Origin of the sequence: Pseudoalteromonas sp. SIMBA_162 (genome assembly GCF_046535955.1) — a bacterium.
Lineage (GTDB): Bacteria > Pseudomonadota > Gammaproteobacteria > Enterobacterales > Alteromonadaceae > Pseudoalteromonas > Pseudoalteromonas marina.
On sequence record NZ_JAWJBQ010000013.1, the window covers coordinates 1 to 22635 of the forward strand.

At 40.8% G+C, this 22635-nt stretch carries 26 protein-coding genes and 1 tRNA gene; 21 read left to right on the plus strand and 6 right to left on the minus strand.

What is annotated here, in order from left to right:
* The 3 genes from R0J88_RS10840 to R0J88_RS10850 all read left to right on the plus strand — a co-directional run bounded on the left by R0J88_RS10840 (position 1) and on the right by R0J88_RS10850 (position 2708).
* Positions 1-77 (plus strand) — tRNA-Met (locus tag R0J88_RS10840).
* A gap of 473 nt (positions 78-550) precedes the next feature.
* Positions 551-1165, plus strand: coding sequence for a trimeric intracellular cation channel family protein (locus tag R0J88_RS10845; RefSeq protein WP_006791375.1), 615 nt, complete (start codon positions 551-553; stop codon positions 1163-1165).
* A 34-nt stretch (positions 1166-1199) separates the two neighbouring features.
* Entirely contained in the window at positions 1200-2708 is a 1509-nt protein-coding gene (locus R0J88_RS10850; RefSeq protein ID WP_006791374.1) for a YifB family Mg chelatase-like AAA ATPase, read from the plus strand.
* Positions 2709-2741: 33 nt separating this feature from the next.
* On the opposite strand, the gene R0J88_RS10855 is transcribed toward R0J88_RS10850, so the two are convergent.
* Both R0J88_RS10855 and R0J88_RS10860 read right to left on the minus strand, forming a co-directional pair.
* Entirely contained in the window at positions 2742-3446 is a 705-nt protein-coding gene (locus R0J88_RS10855; RefSeq protein WP_006791373.1) for a response regulator transcription factor, read from the minus strand.
* Positions 3447-3629: 183 nt separating this feature from the next.
* Positions 3630-6125 carry an alpha/beta hydrolase family protein gene (locus R0J88_RS10860; RefSeq protein ID WP_410899904.1) on the minus strand — a complete coding sequence of 832 codons (2496 nt, stop codon included), beginning with the start codon at positions 6123-6125 and terminating at the stop codon, positions 3630-3632.
* An 84-nt stretch (positions 6126-6209) separates the two neighbouring features.
* On the opposite strand from R0J88_RS10860, the gene R0J88_RS10865 reads away from it, so the two are divergent.
* Together R0J88_RS10865 and R0J88_RS10870 are read left to right on the plus strand one after the other, a co-directional pair.
* Positions 6210-7286 (plus strand): hemolysin family protein, encoded by a 1077-nt coding sequence (locus R0J88_RS10865; protein ID WP_008129553.1) that lies wholly within the window; start codon positions 6210-6212, stop codon positions 7284-7286.
* A 121-nt stretch (positions 7287-7407) separates the two neighbouring features.
* Positions 7408-8424, plus strand: a complete 1017-nt coding sequence (locus R0J88_RS10870) for a metalloprotease (RefSeq protein WP_010557639.1) — start codon at positions 7408-7410, stop codon at positions 8422-8424.
* A gap of 43 nt (positions 8425-8467) precedes the next feature.
* Here R0J88_RS10870 and R0J88_RS10875 read toward each other — a convergent pair whose 3' ends face one another.
* On the minus strand, positions 8468-9778 hold the full coding sequence (locus R0J88_RS10875) for a short-chain fatty acid transporter (RefSeq protein WP_410899905.1): 1311 nt from the start codon (positions 9776-9778) through the stop codon (positions 8468-8470).
* Positions 9779-9960: 182 nt separating this feature from the next.
* Between R0J88_RS10875 and R0J88_RS10880 the strand changes: the two genes are divergently transcribed.
* Positions 9961-11028, plus strand: coding sequence for a potassium channel family protein (locus R0J88_RS10880; RefSeq protein WP_010557641.1), 1068 nt, complete (start codon positions 9961-9963; stop codon positions 11026-11028).
* Entirely contained in the window at positions 11028-11231 is a 204-nt protein-coding gene (locus R0J88_RS10885) for a PLDc N-terminal domain-containing protein (protein ID WP_006791365.1), read from the plus strand. The genes R0J88_RS10880 and R0J88_RS10885 overlap by 1 nt, the downstream gene beginning before the upstream one ends.
* A gap of 16 nt (positions 11232-11247) precedes the next feature.
* Here the strand turns inward: R0J88_RS10885 and R0J88_RS10890 are convergent, their stop codons facing one another.
* Entirely contained in the window at positions 11248-11709 is a 462-nt protein-coding gene (locus R0J88_RS10890) for an EVE domain-containing protein (RefSeq protein ID WP_058429970.1), read from the minus strand.
* 77 nt (positions 11710-11786) lie between these two features.
* On the opposite strand from R0J88_RS10890, the gene tesB reads away from it, so the two are divergent.
* Entirely contained in the window at positions 11787-12644 is an 858-nt protein-coding gene (tesB, locus tag R0J88_RS10895; RefSeq protein WP_006791363.1) for an acyl-CoA thioesterase II, read from the plus strand.
* A 19-nt stretch (positions 12645-12663) separates the two neighbouring features.
* Here the strand turns inward: tesB and plsB are convergent, their stop codons facing one another.
* Positions 12664-15102, minus strand: a complete 2439-nt coding sequence (gene plsB, locus R0J88_RS10900) for a glycerol-3-phosphate 1-O-acyltransferase PlsB (protein WP_305472453.1) — start codon at positions 15100-15102, stop codon at positions 12664-12666.
* A gap of 418 nt (positions 15103-15520) precedes the next feature.
* On the opposite strand from plsB, the gene rpsJ reads away from it, so the two are divergent.
* The 12 genes from rpsJ to R0J88_RS10960 all read left to right on the plus strand — a co-directional run bounded on the left by rpsJ (position 15521) and on the right by R0J88_RS10960 (position 21415).
* Positions 15521-15832, plus strand: a complete 312-nt coding sequence (gene rpsJ / locus R0J88_RS10905) for a 30S ribosomal protein S10 (protein ID WP_002957900.1) — start codon at positions 15521-15523, stop codon at positions 15830-15832.
* Between the two features lie 27 nt (positions 15833-15859).
* On the plus strand, positions 15860-16495 hold the full coding sequence (gene rplC / locus R0J88_RS10910) for a 50S ribosomal protein L3 (RefSeq protein WP_006791361.1): 636 nt from the start codon (positions 15860-15862) through the stop codon (positions 16493-16495).
* A 17-nt stretch (positions 16496-16512) separates the two neighbouring features.
* A complete protein-coding gene (rplD, locus tag R0J88_RS10915; protein ID WP_006791360.1) occupies positions 16513-17118 on the plus strand; it encodes a 50S ribosomal protein L4 in 606 nt (201 codons plus the stop codon).
* A complete protein-coding gene (gene rplW, locus R0J88_RS10920) occupies positions 17115-17417 on the plus strand; it encodes a 50S ribosomal protein L23 (RefSeq protein WP_006791359.1) in 303 nt (100 codons plus the stop codon). Before rplD ends, rplW begins: the two co-directional genes overlap by 4 nt.
* Positions 17418-17432: 15 nt before the next feature.
* Complete coding sequence (gene rplB, locus R0J88_RS10925) at positions 17433-18257, plus strand: 50S ribosomal protein L2 (protein WP_006791358.1); 825 nt, start codon at positions 17433-17435, stop codon at positions 18255-18257.
* 15 nt (positions 18258-18272) lie between these two features.
* Entirely contained in the window at positions 18273-18551 is a 279-nt protein-coding gene (rpsS, locus tag R0J88_RS10930; protein WP_004588689.1) for a 30S ribosomal protein S19, read from the plus strand.
* A gap of 13 nt (positions 18552-18564) precedes the next feature.
* Complete coding sequence (gene rplV / locus R0J88_RS10935) at positions 18565-18897, plus strand: 50S ribosomal protein L22 (protein WP_006791357.1); 333 nt, start codon at positions 18565-18567, stop codon at positions 18895-18897.
* 11 nt (positions 18898-18908) lie between these two features.
* On the plus strand, positions 18909-19610 hold the full coding sequence (gene rpsC / locus R0J88_RS10940) for a 30S ribosomal protein S3 (RefSeq protein ID WP_006791356.1): 702 nt from the start codon (positions 18909-18911) through the stop codon (positions 19608-19610).
* A 12-nt stretch (positions 19611-19622) separates the two neighbouring features.
* Positions 19623-20036 (plus strand): 50S ribosomal protein L16, encoded by a 414-nt coding sequence (gene rplP / locus R0J88_RS10945; RefSeq protein WP_002957890.1) that lies wholly within the window; start codon positions 19623-19625, stop codon positions 20034-20036.
* A complete protein-coding gene (gene rpmC / locus R0J88_RS10950; protein ID WP_004588692.1) occupies positions 20036-20227 on the plus strand; it encodes a 50S ribosomal protein L29 in 192 nt (63 codons plus the stop codon). The genes rplP and rpmC overlap by 1 nt, the downstream gene beginning before the upstream one ends.
* Positions 20227-20484 carry a 30S ribosomal protein S17 gene (gene rpsQ, locus R0J88_RS10955; protein WP_006791355.1) on the plus strand — a complete coding sequence of 86 codons (258 nt, stop codon included), beginning with the start codon at positions 20227-20229 and terminating at the stop codon, positions 20482-20484. The genes rpmC and rpsQ overlap by 1 nt, the downstream gene beginning before the upstream one ends.
* 172 nt (positions 20485-20656) lie before the next feature.
* Positions 20657-21415 (plus strand): cell envelope integrity protein TolA, encoded by a 759-nt coding sequence (locus R0J88_RS10960; RefSeq protein WP_410899906.1) that lies wholly within the window; start codon positions 20657-20659, stop codon positions 21413-21415.
* A gap of 5 nt (positions 21416-21420) precedes the next feature.
* Here the strand turns inward: R0J88_RS10960 and R0J88_RS10965 are convergent, their stop codons facing one another.
* Positions 21421-21966 carry a helix-turn-helix domain-containing protein gene (locus R0J88_RS10965; RefSeq protein ID WP_410899907.1) on the minus strand — a complete coding sequence of 182 codons (546 nt, stop codon included), beginning with the start codon at positions 21964-21966 and terminating at the stop codon, positions 21421-21423.
* Between the two features lie 185 nt (positions 21967-22151).
* On the opposite strand from R0J88_RS10965, the gene R0J88_RS10970 reads away from it, so the two are divergent.
* Positions 22152-22616, plus strand: a complete 465-nt coding sequence (locus tag R0J88_RS10970) for a hypothetical protein (RefSeq protein ID WP_410899908.1) — start codon at positions 22152-22154, stop codon at positions 22614-22616.
* The last annotated feature ends 19 nt before the right edge of the window (positions 22617-22635 follow it).

Genomic DNA, 22635 nt, shown 5'->3' on the forward strand with positions numbered 1-22635 from the left:
CGCGGGATGGAGCAGCCTGGTAGCTCGTCGGGCTCATAACCCGAAGGTCGTCGGTTCAAATCCGGCTCCCGCAACCACTGAAATAAAAAGCACTATTAAAGTAACACGCTAAAAGCGTGTTTTTTTATGCCTAAAATTCAGTGAAATGGGTCGCTCGTCGGTCTCAGCTCTTCATTAGCCAGCAAAGGCCATCTATTAAAATCCAGCTCCTGCAATCACTGAAATAAAAGCACTATATAAAGCAACACGCTAAAAGCGTGTTTTTTTATGCCTGAAATTCAGTGAAATGGGTAGCTCGTCGGTCTCAGCTCTCCATTAGCCAGCAAAGGTCACTTATTTAAATCCGGCTCCCGCAAACACTGAAATAAAAGCACTATTAAAGTAACACGCTAAAAGCGTGTTTTTTTGCCTGAAATTCAGTGATTTTTAATAACAAAGTGGTTATTACACTTACCACATATACTATACCAATCATTTTAAATTCGTTATTACTTAACACCTCGTGCTGGGTATGTTAAAACGGCTGAAATATTTTTAAGTGTACTTTTACATGACAGAACTGTATCACTGGTTTGATTTAATCGGCATTGCTGTGTTTGCTATTTCAGGCACATTAGTGGCCTACGAGAAAAAAATGGATGGTTTTGGGGTGGTAGTATTAGCAACAGTGACCGCTATTGGTGGGGGAACTGTTCGCGATGTGATTCTAGACGTTCCTGTATTTTGGCTACATGATCAAAGCTATTTTTTTGCTATTTTAGCTGCTGTACTTATTACATCTCGGCTTATTAATAAGCAAAAATCTATTCCGTATTACACACTTCAAATAGCAGACGCATTCGGTTTGGCTTTTTTTGCTGTAATGGGTACTCAAAAAGCACTACTTGCAGGTATGCCAGAAATGACAGCAATCATAATGGGAGTCATAACGGCTTGTTTTGGAGGCTTAATACGTGATGTGCTCGCCCGCGAAATCCCTATGCTGTTAAAAGGAGAGCTCTATGCCATTACCTGTATTGCGGGTGGTATTGTTTATACACTTAGTGTGTATTTTTCATTTGTGACTGAGCTGGCGATGGTATTGGCAATGTTGATGACATTATTCTTACGTTTTTCAGCAATAAAATGGAAAATCACATTACACGTTTTTAAATATCCTGACTAAACTTACTTAATCATAGGATTGATTAGGATAAGGAATGTCATTAGCTCGTATATATTCTCGTGCTCAGGTGGGTATTAATGCCCCTGAAGTTATTGTAGAGGTTCACTTAGGAACTGGTTTACCCGCATTCCACATTGTAGGCCTTCCCGAAGCCTCTGTTAAAGAGTCAAAAGACAGAGTGCGCAGCGCGCTTGAAAACTCTCAATTTGGTTTTCCTGATCAACGTATTACTGTTAATTTAGCCCCAGCTGATTTACCCAAAGACGGTGGCCGGTTTGATTTGGCCATTGCCGTAGGCATTTTGGTAGCATCAGGGCAAATAGTGTGCCCTGATATTCATAAATATGAGTTTTACGGTGAGCTTGCACTCAACGGTGAGGTACGCGGAGTAAATGCTATTTTGCCCTCTGTGCTTGCAGCTAAGGAACAAAACCGCTGCTGTTTTTTACCCATAGCTAATGATAGCCTGGCAAGCCTTGTAAATGGCGTAAAGCGTAAAGCGGTAAGCTCTATTCAAGAAGTATGGGGTGATTTACTAAACCAACAGCCGTTGCCGTTAAATATAGAGTATCCAGACTGTACGCAAGCACCTGACTTTTTACTCGATTTGAGCGACGTAAAAGGTCAACCCGGCGCTAAACGTGTATTAGAAATAGCTGCTGCAGGCGGGCACAACCTGCTATTTTTAGGTCCACCGGGAACCGGTAAATCAATGCTTGCTCAGCGAATGGCCACAATAATGCCGGCTATGTCTGATGATGAGGCGCTTTCAACTGCTGCACTTTATTCAATTATTGGTCATTCAATCGATTTAACAAACTGGCGGCAGCGCCCTTTTCGTAATCCTCACCATACCTGCTCGGCGGTTGCATTAGTAGGGGGGTCATCAAATCCTAAGCCGGGTGAAATTTCGCTAGCACACAATGGGGTATTATTTTTAGATGAACTACCAGAGTTTGAGCGTAAAGTGCTCGACTCCCTTCGTGAGCCAATGGAAACCGGTACGGTAACTATTTCACGTGCGGCGCGGCAAATGGAGTTTCCTGCGCAGTTTCAGCTAATTACAGCGTTAAACCCAAGTCCTACTGGAAGCCATACCGATAAACGAGCAACACCCGATCAAGTTATACGTTATTTATCTCGTGTATCAGGCCCATTTGTTGACCGTATTGATTTGCAAATAGAGCTACCACGGTTAACTAGCGTAGAACTGCAAAGCACTAAACAAGAAGAAACCAGCGCACAAGTGCGTGCACGGGTAGAAGCGGCTTATTACATACAGTTAAAACGCCAAGGCAAAGTGAATGCGCGGCTAAATAATAAAGAAATGAGTATTCACTGTGAGCTTGCCCCAGCAGAGCTGCAGTTTTTAGCTAAGGCCAGTGAAAAGCTGTCTTTATCGCCGCGCTCTTACCATAGAGTTATTAAAGTAGCGCGAACGATTAGTGATTTAAAAGGAAATGAAAAAATTAGCTTAGACGATTTAAAAGAGGCATTAAATTACAGAGCCTTTGAGCGCTTAATTGCTCAACTTACTAAGTAGCTAAAATTGAGGCTAAACTTTTTTTACTTGCGGCTATAAAGAGAGCATGTAACCTTTACCGCGCACAGTGACAATACGCTTTTGATCTTTTTCATCGTTTAGTTTTTTACGTAATCGACCAATAAGAACATCGACTGTACGATCGTTAGGACTCCAATCTGGTTGGCCTATTTCTTCAGATATTTTTTCACGTGAAGTGGCTTTACCTGCGTTACTTATTAAGCAAATAAGTACTTTGTGCTCTGCTTCAGTTAAACGTGATTCAACACCCGAGGAGGTAATAAGGGTGCGATTATCGGGGTGTAATTTAAAGTCGGCGTATTCAATAAACTCTTCACTTTCGTCGCTATCCATATTAACGGCAACGCGTTTATACAAAGCGCGCATGCGCAGTTCAAGCTCAAGCAAATCAACAGGCTTACAAATATAGTCGTCAGCACCTTGGGCAAGGCCTGCTATTCGGTCTGCTTGTGAATCACGACTAGAAAGCACAATAACACCAATATCTGTTAGTGTGTTAAGTTCTTTGGCGAGCTGAAGGCCGTCTATTTTAGGCAGTACAATATCAATAATAGCGAGGGTAAATGCATCACGCAGGTTTACTCGCTGCCTAACGATGCTCAATGCATCAGCGCCAGTTGAGTCTACTTCTATTGTAAATTCGGTCTCTGCAAAATGATTTTGAATGCGTTTAACGAGTATTTCATCGTCTTCAACCAATAAAACATTAATAGCCATAGTACTTTATTTTAAATGCTTGTAGCTTTGTATGGTAGCACCATTAGGTAAATACTGAGAAGGGGTTACATGCTAGTTTTAAGTAACTTAATATTTCAAAAATATTAAAATAATTATAAAGCATCAAAAAAGCGCCCCATATTCAAGGGCGCTTTTCATAAAGATATAAAATTCCGGTTTAAATTACTTATTTTCGTACATTGAATCCCACCATTGTGGTTCGTCTTTTAGTTTTTTATCAAAATACGCCAACATAGTATTCCACCAGTTAAAGCGCTTATCGCGCGCAAAAATTTGATGATCGGCGCCTTTATACTCAATAAGCTCCACGTCTTTATTTAGTAGTTTAAGTGCGGTGTACATTGTTAAGCTTTCGCCTACGGGTACGTTAGTATCACTGTCACCGTGAATAAGCAGTAATGGTGTAGTTACTTTGTCTGCATGAAATACCGGACTATGTTGGCTATACAGATTGGCGTTATTCCATGGGAAGCTGTTTTTAGATGCTTCACCAGAGTATAAGTAGCCCCACCACCCTTCGCCCCAATAAGAGGTTAAGTTTGAAATACCCGCGTGGGAAATAGAAGCGCTAAATAAATCGGTTTTTGTTGCCAATAGCATGGTCATAAAGCCACCATAAGAGGCACCTAAATTACCGACCTTAGTGTTATCTACGTAGTCGTATTGTTTTAAAAAAGCCTGTGTTCCTTCGATAATATCGTCGGCGGTGTAATCACCCCATGCATTGACATGTTGTGCTGAGAACTTTTGTCCAAAACCTGTCGCGCCAGTAGGTTGTACTACATAAACCACATAGCCGTTTTCGGCCCATAAGCTAAATGGATAACGGCCAGTAAAACCACGGGTAACAGGTGATGTACCACCGTAGTAATAAACAAGAGCAGGGTACTTTTTAGTTTTATCTAGGTTACTTGGCACATAAACACGCCCGGTTATTTCAACGCCACTTTTATTAGTAAAGTTAAACTCTTCAAGGGTGGGTATTGTTGTATTGGCATAAGCAATTGGTTTTGAATCCCAAATAAGATCGGTTTTGTTTTTACTGATATTAAGGCGTTTGAGCTGTTGCGGTGCTAAAGCACTTGTGCCGGTGATTAACACTTGTGAATTGCGCCCATGTGAAACGCTAAATTTTTCTACAATATCTACACTGGTATTTAACTTTTTAAAGCGCTGCTTACTGAGGTCAAATAAATACAGTGGTTGGGTATCTTTTTCGGTCACTTTAAGTACCGCATCGCCGTTTTCTAACACGCTTAGCTGACCAATCGATGGGTCAAATTGTTTACTGAGCGCAGTAACATTTTTACCGTTGTTAGTTAACAGGTAAAGCTGTCCGTCGTAGTTATTAGCAAGCATTGACTTTGGCAACGCTCTGCCAGCGCCATTTTTAAAGTCGGGACCTGCAACAACATACACGTCTTTGTTTGCGTATTTTGCTTGGTTAAATGTTTTAAATTTACCAAGTGACAAGAGCTTGTTTGATTTTATATCCAGCTCAACGAGCTCTGTCTCAGGGTGAGTAGACGCTTGCATAGCCATAACCGAACGGCTCATTAATACTTTTCCACGCGTACTATTTAAATCTTCAAAGCTATGAGAAAGCGGGCCTTGGCTAAGTGCTTTTGTTAAGCCACTTTTAGTATCAAGCATATAAAGTTGGCTGGTGGTGCGCGCGTATGACCAACGATCTTGAAGGCCTTTATAATGCTTGGTTAAGTTGTTGCTACTCTCTAGTGATTTTGACCAGCTAAATACTAGGCTGGTGTCGTTAAAAAAGGTGAAGCCACTGGCGCCGGCTAAGTCGTTTGCCAGTGTTTTAATGGCTAAACTTTTTCGATTAAGTTGTTTAAGCTCACCCTTTAATAAATACACTAAGTACTGATTATCTGGGCTCCAAATAATGTTGCTTGGTTGCCCATCTATAAATCGATATACAGTTGAGTTGTCGGTATTTTTTAACTCGGTAACCAAGTTGGCTTGATTTTGAGTTTTATCGTCGTAAGTGCGCTTAGTGGTTATGTATTGCTCTGCGTTAGGCGCTAAAGATATATTACTCATGGTTGGCGCATCAAACAGTTGCTTTGCTGATAAGCGCTTTGTGTATGATGTATTTAGCGTAATTTTATCAATGTCACTCTTAGGGGTGAAATCAATAATCACATCACTCCAGTTTGCGACTTGTTGCGCCAAAATAATAACGCTGTGGGTGGAGTTAGTTAATGCAAGCTTATAACTGTTTTTATCCCCTTTTTGGGGTTCGCCATTAATAAATAATTGCCCCTTTTCAATCCCTTTTAATGTTAAGGTGCCTTGTGTAAAACGCTCTGTTTCAATATTAAATTTTAGTGCTTGCAGTCCGCCAAGGGTAAGTGCGCTTACTTTATTGAATGGCTGCCAGCTTTGTTTTTTACCGAAAATAGAAAAACTGTCTGAGTTTGCTTGTAATTGTGGCAAAAGGTTGTTGATAATGGCTGAGCCATGCGGCGTTTGAAAAGGTTTTAATTGCATATCTTCGGCCAAGGGGCCGATAAATTGCATTTTTGATTTGTCCAATGGTTCAGCAATTGCTGCAAAGCTTAAACTGCTAAAGGCAAATAAACCTAAGGCTCGTTTAAATTGCTTGTTGCGGTAAAACCAAGGTGCATTAAATTTCATTATTGTGCCTGTTATTATTGGGTATTTGGTCAAATATAGCATGTATTGTTACCATGCTCACATATCCAATATAAAGGAGAAAAAGTGACTTTACTGATTGTTTATATGGTTGTGGCCATTGTTATTTCGTTTTTGTGCTCTGTGATGGAAGCGGTGCTGTTAAGCATTTCGCCAAGCTATGTTGCATCACTTAGAAAAGAGCAACCTGTGCTTGCTAAGCAACTTGAAAAACTAAAAAATAATATAGATCAGCCACTGGCAGCCATTTTGACTTTAAACACCATCGCGCATACAGCGGGTGCAGCGGGTGTAGGAGCGCAAGCGGCCGTGGTTTTTTCTGATGCCGCAGTGGGGATTGCCTCAGCAATTATGACCTTATTGGTATTGGTTCTTTCTGAAATTATTCCAAAAACTCTGGGTGCTAATTATTGGCGAGCCTTAACGCCAAGTGTTACCTATTCTTTACGGTTTTTGGTGATTTCGCTAAAGCCCTTTGTATGGTGTGCGCAAAAGTTAACAAACCTAATGGGACCAAAGCACGACGAAGCTTACTATATTCGCCAAGAAATAGAAGCCATGGCCGATATTGGCACTGAATCTGGCGCTTTGCACGAAGATGAGTCTGAAATTATTCGTAATCTTTTACATTTTAGGCATGCAAAATTGTCTGATTTAATGACGCCGCGCACAGTTATTTTTAAAGTACATAAAGACTTAACAGTAAACCAATATTTAAATGAGCACGGCTCGTCATCGTTTTCCCGCGTATTAATATTTGATAAAGATGCCGACGACATTGTCGGTTTTGTGCATAAAAACGATATTATGTTGGCGTATCATCGTTTAGGCACCGATTATAAAATCAGTAAGCTGATCAAACCAATCTACACAGTACCCACATCTCAAAATGTATCGTCATTATTGCAAACGCTACTAACTCAGCGTACGCACATATGTTTAGTCGTGGATGAATATGGAGAAGTGCGCGGCATAGTAACGCTTGAGGATATGATTGAATCACTAATGGGCTTAGAAATAGTCGACGAACGCGATCAGTCAACCAATATGCGTGCAGTGGCAAAGCAACGCTGGCGTAAGCGTTTGGCCAGCAGTGCGCATATTGTAAGTGAAGAAGACGAACATCCTGAAGAAGAAAAGTAACCTTTCACTCGCAGCGTTAGCTATTGTTAGGTACTTAAATTTAATACAATAGTTAACGCCTGCCCTCGTGTTTTTTTAGCCAAACGGTATACTAGCGCGATTATTTTAAATGGCTTTAATTATGATAAGAATAGACCTAACCTTGGCTGACCAGCCATTTTCATTAATGGTTTCTGGGCAGCAAATAGTACAAGTATTTCATAACCAGCAAGCTATTGCGTTTGATACTCCTCGAGAACATTACTATCAATTTAACTTTCAAGATAAATTAATAGGCATAGATACCAGCACAACTGCCGAGCAAAGTATTTCGTTATTTGTAGATGAGCAATTTGCTACCCAGCTCGCTTTACCAGCCCCAGTTAATGGTGAACCTAAAAGGGGTTTTTTAGGTTTTGCTGCGTTAGGCTTTAAACTATTTAAAAGCGCAAAAGTAGTAAAGGCTGCGCTGGCTGGTGCATCTGTTGCTGGGTATGCCTGGCTATTCAGCATTGAATTTGCGCTTATGCTTATTGCGTGTTTAGTGGTGCATGAGTATGGGCATGTAAGAGCTATGAAGTACTTTGGCATAAAAACCAAAGGTATTTACTTAATCCCATTTGTGGGTGGACTTGCAGTAAGTGACGATAAAATAACAACCCGCTGGCAAGATGTGGTCATATCGCTCATGGGGCCTGCTTTTGGCTTAATAACCTCTGTGTTGGGTGTTGTTTTATATTACGCCACGGAGATGGAAATATTTGCTGGTGTTGCGGTACTCAGTGCATTGCTTAATTTATTTAACTTACTGCCAATTTTACCGCTAGATGGTGGGCATGTATTAAAGAGTATCAGCTTTTCTATGCGCTCATGGATTGGACTAAGTGTATGCTTGCTGGGTGTGTTTTTTGGCTTATGGCTTAGTTATACATTTGGCTTAATGTTACTGGTGTTCTTTTTATTTGTTGGCGCATTGGAAATTATATTTGAATGGCGCGGACGACATTACTCGCATTTAATACCACTAGATAAATACGGACAAGGTTTTTCAGCCGTTATGTACGCACTGGTAGTTGCAGGGCATGTAGCAGTGATGATGCACTTTGCTGATTCTGACAATCCAATACTCAGTTTGCCGATGACAATTTTATCGAGCTGATAATTGTGCGCGTAGTTAATTTTTAACTACGCGCAAAGCTTTATTAATAAAAGCTCAATACCAGCGATATAAACACCCCAGTAATAATTAGTTGTACCACGCAAAAGCCCATAATATCTCTTGCCTTTAGGCCCGCTATAGCCAATACGGGCAGTGCCCAAAAAGGTTGAATTAAATTGGTCCACGCATCTCCCCATGCCACAGCCATAGCAACGCGAGGTATATCGGCGCCTAGCTCTTGCGCTGCGGGTATTACAATGGGTGCTTGTACCGCCCATTGGCCACCGCCAGAGGGTACAAACATATTAACGAGTCCTGCACTTATAAAACTAAAAAATGGCAAGCTATCAGCATCTGCAACGGCAATAAAGCCACGTGATATCTGTTGTGCTAATCCTGTATCGACCATGACCGCCATAATACCGGCATAAAAAGGGAACTGAATTACAATTCCCGCACCACTCGGAATTGCTTGTTGTAAGCTATTAAGCACATTGTGAGGAGTTTGATGTAGCGTAATAGCTAAAAATAAAAACAGGGCAATTACACTATTGAGGTTTAAGCCGCCACCAGAGATAAAAAAGTAATAGCTTAAGTAGGCAAGCCCCATTAAGCCAATGCCCATACCTAGCAGTTTGCTTTGTTCTAAATGTTGCGAAGGACGCGTTATTTTACTTGCTGCAGGTGTGCGGGTGTTTAATAGGGTTGGATCGATATAAACGCTGTCGTTGTCATTGGGTAACATGTAGCGATTTACTAATGGGACGATAATAAATAAACCAATCAAAATGGCAATATTAAAACCTGCAAATAAGGTTTGATCTGTACTCACAATACCAATACTTGCCTGTGAAAAGTGTCCTGGTGTTGCAATAGTTAGCGGAATTGAACCTGCAAGGCCGCCATGCCATACAACAAAGCCAGTATAGGCACTAGCTACTAATAATCGATAATCTACACGGGTATGTTTTGCAATAGCTTTGGCAAACAATGCACCAATAACAAGGCCAAATCCCCAGTTTAGCCAGCTCGCTAAAAGTGAGATAAAAGTAACTAATATAATTGCTTTAGGCGCGGTGTTGGCTAAGGTTGCTAGTTTCTCTAATACTTTGCTAATGAGAGGTGTACTTGCCAGCATGTAGCCTGTAATAAGTACAAGCAGCATTTGCATAGCAAAGCTCAATAGGTTCCAAAACCCATTGCCCCACGCGTGCAGTACATTAATACTGCTGGAAGGGGTAAATATACTGGCAGCGGCAAATGTAATAAGTGTAAGCAAAATTACAAATATAAATGGGTCGGGTAGGTAACGCTCAACCAGTTTTGTAAATGGGGTGGCTATTCTATTAAGCATAAAAATACAGTTTAGTGTTTGTTTGTTTGTAGATTAATTAATCACGAAATGTGGTTATGTGCAAATCACAATTAGTATTACAGGGGACAGTTTTATACTGTCTATACCTTAAACGTTGATTAAAACTAAGGCATACAGTAACGTACTGTTTATAGATAATTTAATAACAAAGATTTTGTATTATGCCGGTGATATTTAAAAGGTTAGCGTTACTTGTTCGCGCTCATATTGATCAATTGAGCTGGCAAGCAGTGACCTTTGCAATTTTAACTCATATGCTCGTAACCTGGTTGTTACTGTATGCTGCCAACGAACAGGCATTAACCTCTATAACCACTTTTTTTTACTATTACACAGTGACAACGTCAACAGTAGGATATGGTGATTTTAGCCCGACAACAGAGCTTGGTCGATGGGTGGTTGCTTTAATACAAATTCCGTTTGGTTTAGCTTTATTTGGTGTTTTGCTTGGAAAAGCAGGGCAAACTGTTACTTATTTAATTAGGCACGCTATGACTGGTGATAAAGATTTTGCTCACAGTAATAACCACATCATTATTTTTGGTTGGCACGATACCAGAACTAAAAAAATGATTGATTACATTTTGGCGGATACAAAGCGCACTGAACGTCGTATTTTACTCGCGGTAACAGAGCAGATGGATCATCCGTTTTTAGCAAATGAGCAGGTTGATTTTGCGCGTCTTTCTAGCTTTACTGATTTAGCAGAGTTAGAGCGTGTAGCAATAAGTCACGCCGATAAAGTAATTATTGATGGGCAAGACGACGACCAAACATTTACTACTGCGCTGCGTATTAGCCGCTTAGTAAAAGATGAGTGTCATATTAGTGCTCACTTTTTAGATGAAACCAAGGTCGATATGCTACTGGAGCATTGTCAAAATATAGAATGTAGCAGTGCTAAGTCGGCTGAAATATTAGTTCGTTCAATGCAAGACCCCGGCTCTAGTCGAGTACAAGAAGAGCTGCTTTCTACATTACATGGTGATACACAATTTAGCTTAAAAGTACCCAGTGGCTGTAAGGAAATGGAATTTGGCACCTTGTTTCATCATTTTAAAAGGCAGCACGACGCTATTTTGTTGGGTGTTGCACATAACTTGAGTGCTCAAAATATGGACTTAAATCCACCTTTGGATTATAAAGTGAGTGAAGGTGATATTCTCCACTATATTTCTGTTGAGCGTGTATTGAGCGGCGAAGTTGATTGGTCAAGCTTGGAAAAATAATGAATGAAGTTATATTTTTAATTGTTATTTTAAGTGCGTACATTTTACCTGTAGTCATTGTACTAAACAGTAAGCGTACGCAAGGCCACGAAAAAAACGGTTGGCTCATCGGTATCATCTTTTTTTCGTGGTTAGGGCTCATTATGTATTTTGCCATTGTGCCCAAGCACGGGCACAAAAAGAAAAAAGCAGTAAAAAAATAAGTACGGCGTTACAACTTTACTCTTTAGCCATATTCATAATTTCATTCCAATCATGCTCTGTTACGGGCATAACCGATAATCTTCCTGCTTTTTTTAGTGCCAACTCTGTAATACTGTCGTTTGCTTTTATAGATTTTAAGCTAACCAGTTTATTCAAATGTTGGTGGTAGGTTACGTCAACGACTACCCAACGCGGTGAATCGCTGGTGGCTTTAGGGTCATAATAATCGCTATTTAGGTCAAATTGAGTAGGGTCTGGATAGGCTGCGCTTGTTATCTTTGCTATACCCGCTACACCTACGTTTTTGCAGCTTGAGTGATAAATCATCACTAAATCGCCTTCTTTAACATCATCACGCAAAAAGTTTCGGGCTTGGTAATTTCGTACACCTTCCCATAATGTTGTTTGATTAGGTGCGTGTTTTAGGTCGTCAATTGAAAAAGCATCGGGTTCGGTTTTAAACAGCCAGTAAGCCATAGTTGTATTCCTAACAAAGATTTACATAGTTGTAGTCTATAGTATCATTAAGTTATTAGGGAATTGAGGAACATATCATGAGCCAAGTTTTAGATGATTTATTATCGTTATTAACACTTGAAGAAATAGAGCAAGGGTTATACCGAGGGCAAAGCCAAGATTTGGGTTTTAGAGCTGTTTTTGGTGGTCAGGTTATGGGGCAAGCGCTATCAGCAGCAAAGGAAACCCTACCGGCTGGACGTATTGTTCACTCTTTACATTCTTACTTTTTACGCCCAGGGGATGCTGCTAAACCTATCGTTTACGATGTTGAAACTATTCGCGATGGCAAAAGCTTTAGTACCCGTCGTGTAAGTGCAATTCAATACGGTAAGCCTATTTTTTATATGACTGCATCTTTTCAGGCGGTTGAAGACGGACTTTCGCATCAGGCAACGATGCCAGATGTACCGCAACCGGAAGAGCTACGTTCGTCGCTTGAGTTTTATCAAGAAAATGCTGAGCATATACCCGAGGTGATTCGTAATAAATTTATTCGCGAAATGCCTATTGAAATGCGCCCTGTGACATTTCATAACCCCTTTAAACCAGAAGCGATTGAGCCAGTTAAACATATTTGGTTTAGAGCAAATGGTGATATGCCCGATGATCAGCGTATTCATAATTACCTATTGGCTTATGCGTCTGACTTTGAGTTTTTACCAACTGCATTACAGCCGCATGGCGTGTCGTTTATGCAGCCAAATATGCAGGTCGCAACAATTGACCATGCAATGTGGTTTCATCGCTCGTTTAGATTAGACGACTGGATTTTATACACCATAGACAGCCCGAGTGCGAGCTCAGGCAGAGGGCTGGTAAGAGGGCAATTTTTTGATCGCCAAGGCAACTTAGTTGCCTCAACAATTCAAGAAGGGGTTATGCGTCAGCGCTAACCCTATCTATGTATAGCGGCTAGTTACACTGATCTTGAACAATGTCGCTAATCGATTGCCATATACGGGCAGGTAGCAATGTTTTAAGTTGTGAATAGGTTTCGCACAATTGCGTACTGCCCACCAAGCCATTATCGCCTTCTGTCACAAGCCCTTCACCACGTAAGTTATCGATAAAACCAACCAGTACTTTTTTATCAAAAAACTCTGGTGTTTTAATGCCGTGTAATGTGCCTAAGCGATCTGCTAATACTTGGCTTTCTCGCTCAAGCTCAGCCTTTTCAATGCCATTACTCGTTTGTATAAAACCAATCACAATGGCATAGCGTTGCAGAGTAAAGCTCAATGCTCGCCCTAGCATTTCTAATTTTGCTAAGCAGTCGTTGGTATTAGTAATGTGTATATTGTCGCCATCAAATTCAATTAAGTTTTGATCAGCAAAATTGGCCAAGATACGCGTAATGTAGTTTTCATCAAGGGGTTGTAAATACCACTCTTTGGCAAATAGCGGATAAAAAGAATGTACTAATTGTTCACACTGCTTAATTGTTGTTGTGTGCTGCTTAAATAAGTGCAATGCCAACAAGCTAGGTACCGCGAATAGATGCAAAATATTGTTACGGTAATAATTAAAGAGTGTTTTTTCTTTATCGCTAATGGCAATAATTTCGCCAAACTCATCACTTATCACATCAAATTTGTTAAGTTTTAAGGCATGTGTAAGAAGTTGCTCAGGCGTTTCGTCAGGCGCCGTTACTTTATCGCTATAACTTGCATCACGCTGCAGGCGTAAGTAAAAATCGAGCTGAGCTAATAGCTTTGGTTTACTTAAAGCGTGCTTGTCGTTTACTAGCAATACCATTGCTAATAAGTTAACAGCATTTAATGCAGCTGCATTATTAATTTTAACCATAACTTGGTCTGCTAAGGCTGCAACTTGTGGGCCTAACCACTGAGGTTTTTGTACGTCAGTTGGGTGAACCGCGTCGCGCCAGTCGGGTTGGTTATCATTTAAATATTGGTTAACCGAAATAGGATCGCCAAAATTTAGGTAACCACGTCCGTAGTTTTTAAGGTTTTTTATCGCTTTAAAAATACCAAATACCGATTCGCCTTTCTTATCTTTTCCAGCAAGCTCTTTAAGGTACGTATTTATTTCCATGACATGTTCGTAGCCAATATACACAGGGACTATTGATACTGGTCGATCGATACCGCGTAGCATGGCTTGAAAGGTCATTGCAAGCATACCTGTTTTGGGCGGTAACAAACGCCCTGTACGGCTACGCCCGCCTTCTGTGTAAAACTTAACTGAGTAACCTTTAATAAATAACTGACTCAAATATTCTTTAAAAATAGCTGAGTACAGTTTATTGCCTGCAAACGAGCGGCGAATAAAAAACGCACCCGAGCGGCGAAATATGCCACCGGCAGGAAAAAAGTTAAGGTTAACACCTGCGGCTATATGCGGTGGCACCAAACCTAAATGGTAAATAGAGTAAGTAAGAAGCAAGTAGTCCATATGGCTACGATGACAAGGCATGTAAATAATTTCATGGCCTTTATTAGTTAGTTCATGCAATTGCTCTGTGTGTTTTATGTGTATGCCGTTGTATAGCTTATTCCAAAGCCATGTTAAAAAGCGATCAGCAACGCGTATCATTGCTTCAGAATAGTTTGCGGCTATTTCATCAAGTAGCTTAAGCGCATTTTGACGCGCCTCGGTTTGGCTAATATTTTTAGCTTTTGCTTCATCCTGAATGGCTTTTTTTATTGTTGGTGAAGCAAGAAGAGAGTTAAACAATTGCTCGCGCGATGGCATTTTAGGGCCAGTGGCTGCCAGTTTTTGACGCTTAAAGTGAACCCGGGCAACACGTAGTAATTTTTGTGGTAGCTCATTTACATCAGCTTTTTCATTTACAATAAGTGATAAGTCGAGTGGTTGGCTAAAGCGAATAAAGTTGTCGCGACCAGAAAACAACACAACAAAAAACTTTCTAAACCAGCTTGGTGTAACCGAATGCGTTATTAAAGTACGTAATCCTGGTTTTTCTTTACCTGGATCGCGTCCCCATAAAATAGTTGCAGGTATCACTTGTACATTTTTTTGGCCACTATTTATAAGGTGATCAATTATTTGTTTGCCTTGTGCCAGTGCATTGGTTGGTTTTGCTGTATCGCCAAATAAAGGTGGTGGATTTTTAATACCAATAAATCGCTCTAAATGTTCATCACCTAATATTTGCTCTTCAGTAGGACTAGGTAAGCCGTGTTTTTTACAAGCATGAGCCAGCGCCGCAAGATCAAAACGAGAATTTAAACGCACTATATAAAATGTAGGGTAATCAGGATTTAAATCGTACTGTTTAATAGGGTTTTCTGGAAGGACTTTGCTTTTAACAAATAAGCGACTAAATCCAGCAGATAAAACGTTTAAACAATAATTAAAAATACGCATCGACTCACCATATTGAGGGTGTTAAAAAGCAAAATTAGCGTGATAGGATACCATATTATCTAAAAAATCGCTTCTTTACGAAATGAGATTAGTTAATGCAGCTATTGACCCGCATTGAAAAATTTAGTTCAGTATAGTCACATAATATAAGCCGGCACTTATTTAGACGAATTAATCATTGATACTTTGTTTTGAATTAGTTGTTGCATTTATCACCAATACCTCTATAATACGCAGGCTTTCAAAATTCCCCCGGGAACTTGGAAGGATAAATTAAGCTTGGATTTCAAGCTAATAAACAGGAGTTCCGATTTGGAACTCAACGTAGATATAATCAAACAGCCGACATCTTAATAATTAAGATTGTTTCGGTCGTTTTTTTATGCTCTTTTAAATGCTCTTTATATTGAGGTTAAGAATGTCAAATCAACGCATTCGTATTCGCCTAAAAGCTTTTGACCACCGTTTGATTGACCAATCAACGGCAGAAATCGTGGAAACTGCGAAACGCACTGGCGCACAAGTACGTGGTCCAATCCCACTACCTACACGCTTTGAACGTTTTACTGTACTTACTTCACCGCACGTAAACAAAGATGCGCGTGATCAGTACGAAATCCGCACCCATAAACGTCTGATAGACATCGTAGAACCAACTGACAAGACTGTTGACGCGCTTATGCGTTTAGATCTTGCTGCTGGTGTTGATGTTCAAATCAGCCTGGGTTAATCGGAAGATTAGAGAGGTTTTAGGAAAATGGCATTAGGTCTAGTCGGTCGTAAAGTGGGTATGACACGAATCTTCACTGAAGATGGTGTATCTATCCCTGTGACAGTTATTGAAGCGACACCTAACCGCATTGCTCAGATCAAATCTGACGCAACAGACGGTTATAACGCGCTTCAAGTAACCGCAGGCACTAAAAAAGCAAGTCGTGTAAACAAAGCTTCAGCGGGTCACTTCGCTAAAGCTGGCGTTGAAGCGGGTCGCGGTCTGTGGGAATTCCGCCTTAACGGTGGTGAAGGCGATTTTGAAGTAGGCGCAGAGCTTACTGTTGAGTTATTCAACGAAATCAACAAGGTTGACGTAACCGGTACTTCTAAAGGTAAAGGTTTCCAAGGTGGTGTTAAGCGCTGGAATTTCAGCATGCAAGACGCTACACATGGTAACTCTCTATCTCACCGTGCTCCTGGTTCAATCGGTCAAAACCAATCACCTGGTAAGGTGTTTAAAGGTAAGAAAATGGCCGGTCATATGGGTGCTGAGCGTGTAACGACTCAAAACTTAGAACTAGTTCGCGTTGACGCTGAGCGTAACTTGCTTTTAGTGAAAGGTGCAGTACCTGGATCTATCGGCGGTGACGTTATCGTTAAACCAGCTGTTAAAGCATAAGTCCTGGAGATTTAGTGATGGAATTAGCAATCAAAGACGCTTCTGGCGCTCTTGAAGTTTCTGAAGCTACTTTTGGACGTGAGTTTAACGAAGCATTAGTACACCAAGTAGTTGTTGCTTACGCAGCAGGTGCTCGTCAAGGTACTCGTGCTCAGAAGACACGTTCTGAAGTAAGCGGTGGTGGTAAAAAACCATGGGCTCAAAAAGGTACTGGCCGTGCACGTGCTGGTACAATCCGTAGTCCAATTTGGCGTTCAGGTGGCGTTAGCTTCGCAGCTAAACCACAAGACCACAGCCAAAAAGTAAACCGTAAAATGTACCGTGGTGCGATCAAAAGCATCCTATCTGAACTAGTTCGTCAAGAGCGTTTAATCGTTGTTGAAAGTTTTGGTCTTGAAGCACCAAAAACTAAAGATCTAGTAGCTAAGCTAAAAGAGCTTGAGCTTAAAGATGTACTTATCGTGACTGAAGAAGTAGATGAAAATCTTTTCTTATCAGCACGTAACCTTTATAAGGTTGACACGCGTGATGTAGCTGGTATCGATCCTGTAAGCTTAATTGCTTTCGACAAGGTACTTATTACAGCCGCTGCTGTTAAGCAACTTGAGGAGGCGCTAGCATGATCCGTGAAGAACGTCTTTTAAAAGTGATCCTTGCTCCACACATCTCTGAAAAAAGCACAATTGCTGCTGAAGAAAACAACACGATTGTTTTCAAAGTAGTAAATGACGCAACTAAAGCTGAAATTAAAGCGGCAGTTGAGAAGCTTTTTGAAGTAGAAGTAACGGGTGTTCGCACACTTAACGTTAAGGGTAAAACAAAACGTACTGGCATGCGTTTCGGTCGTCGTAGCGACTGGAAGAAAGCTTACGTTACTCTTAAAGAAGGCAGCGAGCTAGACTTTGTCGGCGGCGCCGAGTAATAAGGGGATAGAATTATGGCACTTCAAAAGTGTAAGCCTACTTCTGCGGGTCGTCGTCACCTAGTTAAAGTGGTTAACTCTGATTTACATAAGGGTAAGCCATACGCACCACTTTTAGAGAAAAACTCTAAATCAGGTGGTCGTAATAACAATGGTCGTATTACGGTTCGTCATATCGGTGGTGGTCATAAACATCATTACCGTTTAATCGATTTTAAGCGTACTAAAGATGGCATTCCAGCTACTGTTGAACGTTTAGAATACGATCCAAATCGTAGCGCAAACATCGCTCTTGTATTATATGCAGACGGTGAGCGTCGTTACATTATCGCACCTAAAGGCTTAAAAGCTGGTGATGCAATCCAGTCTGGTGTTGATGCACCAATCAAAGCTGGTAATGCACTACCAATGCGTAATATGCCTGTAGGTTCGACTGTTCACAACGTAGAATTAAAACCAGGTAAAGGTGCACAAATCGCACGTTCTGCTGGTGCTTACGTTCAAATTCTTGCACGTGATGGTCAGTATGTAACATTACGTCTTCGTTCAGGCGAAGTACGTAAAGTTGAAGCTGATTGTCGTGCTACACTTGGTGAAGTTGGCAATGCTGAGCATATGCTTCGTTCACTTGGTAAAGCAGGTGCAAACCGCTGGCGTGGTATTCGTCCGACAGTTCGTGGTGTTGCCATGAACCCGGTTGATCACCCACACGGTGGTGGTGAAGGTCGTACTTCTGGTGGTCGTCATCCTGTGTCTCCATGGGGTAAGCCGACTAAGGGTGCGAAGACGCGTAAGAACAAGCGTACGGATAAATTTATAGTACGTCGTCGTACTAAGTAATATTGAGGAATAGCCATGCCACGCTCTCTCAAGAAGGGTCCTTTTATAGACCTACACTTGCTGAAGAAGGTAGAGAAAGCTTTGGAAAGCGGTGAGAAAAAGCCAATTAAAACTTGGAGCCGTCGTTCAATGATCATACCTAACATGATCGGATTGACCATTGCTGTCCATAATGGTCGCCAGCACGTACCAGTTTTCGTTTCTGACGAAATGATCGGTCACAAACTAGGTGAATTTGCACCAACTCGCACTTACCGTGGCCATGCTGCGGATAAGAAAGCGAAGAAACGTTAAGAGGGGAAGATAAATGCAAGCATTAGCTAAACATAAATTCGCCTCTGGTTCGGCGCAAAAAGCACGTCTAGTTGCAGATCAGATCCGCGGGTTACCTGTCGATCGCGCACTAGAAATCCTGGCGTACAGCCCGAAAAAAGCGGCTGTATTAGTTAAGAAAGTACTTGAGTCTGCTATTGCTAACGCAGAGCATAACGAAGGTGCTGACATTGATGAGCTTCGTGTAACTACGATCTTTGTGGACGATGGTCCTACAATGAAACGTATTATGCCTCGTGCTAAAGGACGCGCAGACCGCATCCTTAAGCGTACAAGCCATATCACTGTTATGGTTTCAGATAGCTAGGAGTATAAGTAATGGGACAAAAAGTTCATCCTACTGGTATTCGCCTAGGTATATCTAAACCTTGGGTTTCTACCTGGTACGCGAGTTCTAAAGATTTCTCTGATCAGCTTTTTGGCGATCACAAAGTTCGTGCATTCCTTACAAAGGAATTAAAAACAGCTTCTGTGTCTAAAATCGTTATTGAGCGTCCAGCAAAATCAATCCGCGTAACAATCCACACGGCTCGTCCGGGTGTTGTTATCGGTAAAAAAGGCGAAGACGTAGAAAAATTACGTCAAGCAGTAACTAAAATCGCTGGTGTACCTGCTCAGATTAATATCTCTGAAGTACGTAAGCCAGAACTTGATGCACAACTAGTAGCAGACGGCATTGCCTCTCAACTAGAGCGTCGTGTTATGTTCCGTCGCGCTATGAAGCGTTCGGTACAAAATGCAATGCGCATCGGTTCAAAAGGGATTAAAGTTGAAGTTAGCGGTCGTCTTGGCGGCGCAGAAATCGCACGTTCAGAATGGTATCGTGAAGGTCGTGTACCTCTACATACTCTTCGTGCTGATATCGACTACGCAACTTCTGAAGCCTTAACCACTTATGGTATCATTGGTGTTAAAGTTTGGATCTTCAAAGGCGAAGTTATTGGTGGTTTACCACTAGTACAAGAGCAAGAGAAGCCAGCTAAACGCGCACCAAAGAAAGCCAAGAAAAGTGCTAAGTAGAGGTAGCGAGTAATGTTACAGCCAAAACGTACAAAATTCCGTAAAATGCACAAAGGCCGCAACCGCGGTTTAGCGCAAAACGGTAACAAAGTAAGCTTCGGTACTTTCGGATTGAAAGCTACTGGCCGTGGCCGCATGACTGCTCGTCAAATCGAAGCAGCTCGTCGTGCTATGACGCGTCACGTGAAACGTCAAGGTAAAATCTGGATCCGTGTCTTCCCTGACAAACCGATTACAGAAAAACCTCTTGAAGTTCGTATGGGTAAAGGTAAAGGTTCTGTTGAATATTGGGTTGCTGAAATTCAGCCTGGTAAAGTACTTTACGAAATGGAAGGTGTTTCTGAAGAGCTTGCTCGTGAAGCATTCGACCTTGCAGCTCGTAAACTGCCATTCAAAACAACTTTCGTAACTCGGACGGTAATGTGATGAAAGCAAGCGAACTAAAAGACAAAAGCGTAGAAGAGCTTAATGCTGAACTTCTAGGACTTCTTCGTGAGCAGTTTAACCTGCGCATGCAAGCAAGCACTGGTCAGTTAGCTCAGACACACACGCTAAGAACAGTACGTCGCGATATCGCGCGTGTAAAAACAATTATTAACCAGAAGGCAGGTCAATAATGAGCGATAAAATTCGTACTCTTCAAGGCCGTGTAGTTAGCGACAAGATGGAAAAATCTTTCACTATCGCAATCGCACGTTACGTGAAGCACCCAATCTATGGGAAATTCATTAAACGTACAACTAAGCTACACGTACATGACGAAAACAACACAGCAAAAGCGGGTGACGTAGTTACTATCCGTGAATGTGCACCAATTTCTAAGAATAAATCTTGGACTTTAGTAGACGTTGTTTCTAGTCCAAAACAAGCTTAATTTTTAATTAAGTTAGTTTTGTAAAAAAGCCCCGGCATTAGCTGGGGCTTTTTGTATTTAGTACTGTAGTAAAGCACCTTATTGATAATTTTTAGACCGACAATACACCTTTTTAAATGAACTAAACCTGCCCAGTTATACTCATAAAGTAAGCTGTTCACAGGGAGTTGATGTGTTGAAAGGTAACTATAAAGCGTGGGGTATATCAATTGGTTTGCATATTGTTGTTATTTATTTGGTTTCGAGGCACACGATTGAGATAGCACAGCCATACGCAGGTAAAGTGATAAAAGCGTATGTAATGGTGGACCTTACAACATTACCCAGTAATACAAAAAGTAAACAGCCGAATGCTCCACTCCCTGAAAATGATACCGAGCTTGATGCAAGTGAGTTAACACCTAAGCCGCTTAAAGGGCGTGACTTTGAGAACGCTCAGCAATTAAAATTAAACTTACCAGAGAATGCCACTGAGACAAGTAAAAGCATTGCCATAAGCACTGATAGAAAAAAGCATAATGTAAATAAAGCCGCGATTGAGCCTATAAAAAATAAGGTTAATTCAAAAGCTCAGCAGCCATTTAAAAAAATTGATCCGTACGCATCAATAACTCCGTTTTCAATTTCCAGTAATGCTATTGTATCCTTTGATTTCCCGCAGATAGCAACTTTGCCAAAGAGCAAAAATCACCAGCACATAACGGTTCCAATTGAGCATTCTAGTGATTTAAAATCAGCGGTTTTGTGGCAAAGCGCAGATGGTAGTCAGCGGGTGGAAATGTACAAAGGTATGTGCTACAAGATTGATTTTAGTGGTGTTATGGGTAAAGTAGGCTTACCAACGGGATCGCCAAGGCCATGCAAAGATAACGATCGTATTTTATATAATAAAATAATGGATAAGTGGAACGCTAAAAAGCCCATTAAGTAGTGTGTTTAAACTTTATTTAGAGGCTTAATTAATAAATGCTTTTTAGAAAAAGCGGCAACGACAACGGATAGCAAAATACAAAGCGTGGAGCCTACAATTAAAAAGCGGTTTTCAATCCGGCTAACTTGTCTCTCACCTAAAATTTGGTAAATAACATCACCTTCAATATATCGCTCGCCTTGGTAGTGCTGACTGACGTTGAACGCTATAAAATCGCCTAATTTGGCCTGATAAGTAAAGTAAGTCTCTGGATAGAAAATTTCATAGGTTGCGCATAACCACATTACGAGACCAGTAATGAGCATAATTAAACTTACAAACAGCCTTTTTTTAATCTGTGTGCTTTGTAATGTTTTTGATGGTAAATACTTATCTAAACACGCTTTGCCATAGCAAAATTCGATCTTTTCAATTACCTCAGCGGACGGAATAAATTGTCCATTTTCAAGCTTAGATAAGTAAGATTGTTGAATACCAATCTCGCGTGCAGCAAATGCTTGCGTCCATTTTTTATTTGCTCTTAATTGCTTTAGCTCAATTCCTAGCGACAAGTTTCTTCCTTACCTTGTTTAATGCTCATCTATTTATTATCGCTAAAAATGGTGTGTTTAAATAGCCCAATAAGCAATATTCATTACTATGAATTAAAAGAATATTATGAATATTAATAAGTTAAGTTTTAATAGGTGATAAATTGGTTATGCTAGGCAGACTAAATAATAAAGGAGTATAACGAATGAAAATGTACTTTTATAAAGCGGTAATGGGGATTACTTTTGGGTTTTTATCCTCAGCGTGTATTGCAGAGCCAGTATTTGCGATTAAAGCCACTATTTACAAGCTAAAGAGTAAAATAACAATAGATAGCAAAATAGATGAAACATTAAAAAATTTACAACCGATTCACCAACCTCAGTTATTAGCTAACTTAAATAAAAGCGCATTAATAGAAATAGGCGACGGTGAACAGCTAACAGCACTTGAGGTAAAAACAAATGAACAAGGAAGTTTTTATAATGCGAGCATGAAGCTCAAAGAAAAAGTAGATAGCGATTGGCAGTCTATTACGTCTTTCATGCCTAATATTCCCAATGGGCAAACTGTATATTTTAGCCGCACATTTACAGACAGCGTATGGGTGATTAAATTAACGGGAAAGCGCTATGAGTCTATTGCACTTGGTCAGGCGAGTTTTAAATAGCCTCAGCCTTGGCTGAGGC

Excerpts from the sequence above, each read along its gene's own strand:
- R0J88_RS10850 (WP_006791374.1), top strand. The coding sequence starts at position 1,200 with ATGTCATTAGCTCGTATATATTCTCGTGCTCAGGTGGGTATTAATGCC.
- plsB (WP_305472453.1), bottom strand. The coding sequence starts at position 15,102 with ATGCGTATTTTTAATTATTGTTTAAACGTTTTATCTGCTGGATTTAGT.
- R0J88_RS10875 (WP_410899905.1), bottom strand. The coding sequence starts at position 9,778 with ATGCTTAATAGAATAGCCACCCCATTTACAAAACTGGTTGAGCGTTAC.
- tesB (WP_006791363.1), top strand. The coding sequence starts at position 11,787 with ATGAGCCAAGTTTTAGATGATTTATTATCGTTATTAACACTTGAAGAA.
- R0J88_RS10870 (WP_010557639.1), top strand. The coding sequence starts at position 7,408 with ATGATAAGAATAGACCTAACCTTGGCTGACCAGCCATTTTCATTAATG.
- rpsS (WP_004588689.1), top strand. The coding sequence starts at position 18,273 with ATGCCACGCTCTCTCAAGAAGGGTCCTTTTATAGACCTACACTTGCTG.
- rplP (WP_002957890.1), top strand. The coding sequence starts at position 19,623 with ATGTTACAGCCAAAACGTACAAAATTCCGTAAAATGCACAAAGGCCGC.
- rpsJ (WP_002957900.1), top strand. The coding sequence starts at position 15,521 with ATGTCAAATCAACGCATTCGTATTCGCCTAAAAGCTTTTGACCACCGT.
- rpmC (WP_004588692.1), top strand. The coding sequence starts at position 20,036 with ATGAAAGCAAGCGAACTAAAAGACAAAAGCGTAGAAGAGCTTAATGCT.
- R0J88_RS10880 (WP_010557641.1), top strand. The coding sequence starts at position 9,961 with ATGCCGGTGATATTTAAAAGGTTAGCGTTACTTGTTCGCGCTCATATT.
- R0J88_RS10860 (WP_410899904.1), bottom strand. The coding sequence starts at position 6,125 with ATGAAATTTAATGCACCTTGGTTTTACCGCAACAAGCAATTTAAACGA.
- R0J88_RS10845 (WP_006791375.1), top strand. The coding sequence starts at position 551 with ATGACAGAACTGTATCACTGGTTTGATTTAATCGGCATTGCTGTGTTT.
- R0J88_RS10885 (WP_006791365.1), top strand. The coding sequence starts at position 11,028 with ATGAATGAAGTTATATTTTTAATTGTTATTTTAAGTGCGTACATTTTA.
- rplC (WP_006791361.1), top strand. The coding sequence starts at position 15,860 with ATGGCATTAGGTCTAGTCGGTCGTAAAGTGGGTATGACACGAATCTTC.
- rplD (WP_006791360.1), top strand. The coding sequence starts at position 16,513 with ATGGAATTAGCAATCAAAGACGCTTCTGGCGCTCTTGAAGTTTCTGAA.
- rplV (WP_006791357.1), top strand. The coding sequence starts at position 18,565 with ATGCAAGCATTAGCTAAACATAAATTCGCCTCTGGTTCGGCGCAAAAA.
- R0J88_RS10855 (WP_006791373.1), bottom strand. The coding sequence starts at position 3,446 with ATGGCTATTAATGTTTTATTGGTTGAAGACGATGAAATACTCGTTAAA.
- R0J88_RS10970 (WP_410899908.1), top strand. The coding sequence starts at position 22,152 with ATGAAAATGTACTTTTATAAAGCGGTAATGGGGATTACTTTTGGGTTT.
- R0J88_RS10890 (WP_058429970.1), bottom strand. The coding sequence starts at position 11,709 with ATGGCTTACTGGCTGTTTAAAACCGAACCCGATGCTTTTTCAATTGAC.
- rpsC (WP_006791356.1), top strand. The coding sequence starts at position 18,909 with ATGGGACAAAAAGTTCATCCTACTGGTATTCGCCTAGGTATATCTAAA.
- rplW (WP_006791359.1), top strand. The coding sequence starts at position 17,115 with ATGATCCGTGAAGAACGTCTTTTAAAAGTGATCCTTGCTCCACACATC.
- rpsQ (WP_006791355.1), top strand. The coding sequence starts at position 20,227 with ATGAGCGATAAAATTCGTACTCTTCAAGGCCGTGTAGTTAGCGACAAG.
- rplB (WP_006791358.1), top strand. The coding sequence starts at position 17,433 with ATGGCACTTCAAAAGTGTAAGCCTACTTCTGCGGGTCGTCGTCACCTA.